This window comes from Rhodopirellula sp. JB055 (genome assembly GCF_043100905.1).
In the GTDB taxonomy this organism is placed as follows: domain Bacteria; phylum Planctomycetota; class Planctomycetia; order Pirellulales; family Pirellulaceae; genus Rhodopirellula.
This window is the reverse complement of sequence record NZ_JBICHO010000029.1, coordinates 1-3,995: the sequence shown is the minus strand read 5'-3', so window position 1 is coordinate 3,995 and position 3,995 is coordinate 1. Positions and strand designations below refer to the sequence as shown.

At 55.8% G+C, this 3,995-nt stretch carries 4 protein-coding genes; 2 read left to right on the top strand and 2 right to left on the bottom strand.

What is annotated here, in order from left to right; all coding sequences use genetic code 11:
* Nucleotides 1-332: 332 nt before the first annotated feature.
* Nucleotides 333-1,352, bottom strand: a complete 1,020-nt coding sequence (locus ACF8AM_RS00880) for a PP2C family protein-serine/threonine phosphatase (protein ID WP_392553813.1) — start codon at nt 1,350-1,352, stop codon at nt 333-335.
* Between the two features lie 224 nt (nt 1,353-1,576).
* Here ACF8AM_RS00880 and ACF8AM_RS00875 point away from each other — a divergent pair, with 224 nt between their 5' ends.
* Nucleotides 1,577-2,686, top strand: coding sequence for an endonuclease/exonuclease/phosphatase family protein (locus ACF8AM_RS00875; protein ID WP_392553812.1), 1,110 nt, complete (start codon nt 1,577-1,579; stop codon nt 2,684-2,686).
* Nucleotides 2,687-2,760: 74 nt separating this feature from the next.
* Here the strand turns inward: ACF8AM_RS00875 and ACF8AM_RS00870 are convergent, their stop codons facing one another.
* The gene (locus ACF8AM_RS00870) at nt 2,761-3,225 is read right to left on the bottom strand and encodes an FKBP-type peptidyl-prolyl cis-trans isomerase (protein ID WP_392553811.1); all 465 of its coding nucleotides are present in this window, start codon (nt 3,223-3,225) and stop codon (nt 2,761-2,763) included.
* A gap of 182 nt (nt 3,226-3,407) precedes the next feature.
* Between ACF8AM_RS00870 and ACF8AM_RS00865 the strand changes: the two genes are divergently transcribed.
* On the top strand, nt 3,408-3,995 hold a 588-nt coding region (locus tag ACF8AM_RS00865), incomplete at its 3' end, for a sugar phosphate isomerase/epimerase family protein (protein WP_392553810.1).

The window sequence follows — 3,995 nt, the reverse complement described above, 5'->3', positions numbered from 1 at the left end:
TCCTGAAGCCGACTTGCGTTGGGGCACTCAACAAACATGCCAGCCAATTTCGGGGGGTAAGAGCTCCACTTCTTTCAAAATGAACACAGAATGTTTCTCCAGCCGGCATGACCCTCCAAACCGGAAAAATCGTTCTAGCGGTCTGTCTAAGCTAAGAGTGAGGGTTGATCGTAGTGGACCAGGCGACGAGTCCTTGGTTTTGACTCCAGTTCAGGACTCGTCGCCTCGTCCACGACCCTAAAAATAGATCGTGACAGACCACTAGATTGCCGTCGCAAACCAAGGGGCCGTGAACAAAGAACGATGGCTTCGAGAATCGCTGTCCTGGGAACTCAACGCTCGTCGGGAAGCGTGTCCTCATTCGCGAATTCTCGAAGTTCTTTCAGGCTCAGGGCTTCGTCGGAACCGGTTTGCAGATCAGTCTCGTCGTCCAATCGGATCAGAGGAACCGAACGGGGCAGTTCGCCTTCTTGCGTCCTGGTTTCACTCGCCCCTGGGCGGCTGACCACCACGGTGATGTTGTCGACTCCACCGGCGCCATTGGCCAACGCGACGAAGTGTTCGGTCATGGCCTCCAAGTCATCTCCGTACTGATTGGCAACCGCCAACAACACGGCTTCGTCGATGTAACGCGTCAGTCCATCACTGCACAAAATCACGGTGTCGTTCTCTTCCAATTCGACTCGGTGAACTTCCGCGATCAGATCATTGTGCCCGTGGCCGCCCAATACGTTCCACAGCACATTGGACCACCGGCTTCCCGCTTCGTCTTCCGGTTTCATCCCACCGGCGTCAACCAACTGTTTCGCCAATGTGTGATCGGTCGTCAGTTGTTTGCACTTTCCAGTGCGGATCAGGTAACAACGACTGTCACCGGCGTGAACGACGTACATTCGCGGCCAGACGACATAGGCCAACGTCAACGTGGTCCCCATCCCTCGATGCTCGGCAACGCCTTCGGATTCTGACAGCAGTTTGGTGTGCGTGTGTTGCAGCAGGGCCTTCAGCGATTCGATGAAGGCTTCATCGTGATCCTCATCCAAATGCAAGAACCAGTGGATGTCGTTGAGCAACTGCGAGATCAAGTGATCGATCGCCAAGTTGCTGGCGTGCCGCCCCGACGCGTGACCGCCCATTCCATCGGCGACCACCAACAATTGCCCGCTGCGTCCGCCAAACAGCATGGCTTCTTGGTCGAGCGGCAAGCTGGTGGAGTGGATCTTCATTGACTTCCGCAGCTCGGCAATCAGAAATTGGTCCTGATTGTCGCTCCGACGTTGTCCCACGTCCGTCCGGCCGGCCGCGTGAATCTTGGCTTCTTCTTTCACTGGATCTCCGGGATTCAAATTCAACGTAAACCGGGGCAATTGAAGTCACATCATTGTCAGACGCACGTCAGCCTGCGAAAACAGACACAGTCGTGCGTTCCGCGCATTGTAGCGTCCCCCCGTCCAGGTGATTTATGAATTTGCGTTTGGCTCAGGCGGTTTTCTGCCTTTGGATGCTTACTCTCACGCAGCAGGGCGCTGCGCAAGTCGTTCCAACTAGGCCCGACATTTTGACGACACAATCGCCGGTGGAAAAACCAATCAACACGCTTCGCATCGCATCTTTCAACGTTTCGCTGTACGAGAAAGAAGCTGGAGAGGTTGCAAAACGGTTGGTCTTGGGAAATGACCCGCAAGGCATTGATCTGGCGAATGTGATTCAAGCGGTTCGCCCAAACATTTTGTTGCTCTGCGAAATTGACCACGAATCGGATGGACGCACGCTAAGCGCGTTCGCCGACGGTTATCTGGCGCAGGGAGAATCGCCGATCAAATACCCGTACCGCTGGTCGATCCCAACGAACACCGGTTTGCTGGGAGAGTTGGACTTGAACGGTGATGGCGACGTGGAACTGCCCTCCGATGCTCACGGTTTCGGCCAGTATCCTGGCCAGTACGCGATGGCGATCCTCAGCCAGTTTCCGATTGCCCAAGACTCAGTCCGTTCCTTTCAAACATTCCGTTGGGCAACGTTGCCGGGTGCATTGCGTCCGATTGATCCTGTGTCGAATCAGCCTTACCACAGCGACGAGGTTTGGCAGGCACTGAGACTGTCGAGCAAAAACCATGTCGATGTTCCGATTTTGGTCCCAGGTTTCGATCCAGCGGCAAAACATGACGATCAGAAGAGCAAGCCTCGCCGGTTGCACTTGCTGGCCAGCCATCCGACGCCGCCCGTGTTTGACGGCGCCGAAGATCGCAACGGAAAACGCAATCACGATGAAATTCGTTTTTGGAACGAATACATCAGCCAGCCAAACGCCGACTGGATTGTGGACGACAATGGGAACACCGGCGGATTGAAAAACGATTTGCCCGGCGTTTCGCCAGCGTTCGTGATCGCGGGTGATTTGAACTCCGATCCCAAGCAAGGCGATAGCTTGCGCAGTGGCATCGCGAATTTGCTCAGCAACCCTCGCGTCGAAGACCCGCAACCGACCAGCCCTCTGCACGGCATCTCAACTGCCAAATTCGGTCGCAACGAAATTCGAGTCGACTATGTGTTGCCTTCCAACAATCTGAACGTCATTCGTTCTGGCGTTGTGTGGCCGGATGAGAAGACGAAGTTGGGAGAGCAAATTCGAGCGACCGATCATCGAATGGTCTCGATCGACGTCCAACTGCCGATTGGCCAATGAACGCGACGGCCGCGTCCACAGGACCGATGGGCACGCATTGAATCGATGCTTCGTTTTCAGCGGACGTCGTGCATTCAGCGCACGTCGTGCAGTTCGACTTTGAAGTGCAACGTCGCGTTGGGGGGAATGGTCGGTGGACTGCCCATGGCTCCGTACCCCAGTTCCGGTGGAACCTCCAACTCGATCATCCCGCCTTCGCCGACCAATTGGACGCCTTCGGTCCAGGCCGGGATGACACTCGACAGATTGAAATCCGTTGCTTCGCGGCGGTTGTATGAACTGTCAAATTCGCGACCGCTGTCCAGCCACCCGACGTAGTCCACCGTCACAAAACTTTCGGGGCCGGGTTTGTCGCCTGATCCAACCCGAAGAATGCGGTACTTCAACCCGGATTCCGTCGTGGTGAACTCCGTGGGCGCATCAGGATCGGCTGGCCCTGGTGAACTGGACCGGGGCGTGGGCGAACAACCCAAAGGCAGAAACACGATTGCGAGCGTGATTGCCAGAGAGGTGTGAAGGTGCGTGATTCGACGGATCATCGTTTCAATCGGTTGAAAGCATTGGAATCGGAAAGAACGGCAGTGAAAAGCGAAAGAAGCATACTCCCACGATCGATTTTTGTTGCACGTCTGCCATCTTGGGGCGTGACAGCCTACATTGTCTGACCAAGACAGGACCAGATCCCGACCCAAAACTCAAAATTTGAAGATCGCTCTGAATCATGCCTTTCCGTTACGCAATCTGCAACGAAACGTTTGGTGATATGCCCGTCGAAGATGCACTCCGCATCGCTCGCGAAGCTGGATACACCGGATGGGAAGTCGCCCCGTTCATGTTGGCCGATGATATCTCCGCATTCTCCAAATCGGATCGGCGCACCTACCGGGAACAAGTCAGCGAAGCGGGAATGCAATGCATTGGTTTGCACTGGTTGCTCGCGAAAACGGAGGGGTACCACCTGACGACACGGGACGCGATCACGCGGGCCAGCACAACGTCTTACCTCAGCGACCTGGCGGAGCTTTGTTCCGACCTGGGCGGGAAAATCATGGTGCTCGGTTCGCCTCAGCAACGCAATCGAACCGAAGGCCAATCGACCGAAGAAGCCATGGAAAACGCCGCAGAAGTGCTGCGAGGAGTCATCCCGGCTCTGCACTCACACGGTGTCCGCATCGCGCTTGAGCCGCTTGGGCCGACCGAGGGTGATTTCCTGAACACGGCGGACGAAGGAGTCGAATTGGCGCGCATGATTGGCGATGATCACATCGGTTTGCATCTGGACGTCAAAGCCATGAGCAGCGAGTCCAAA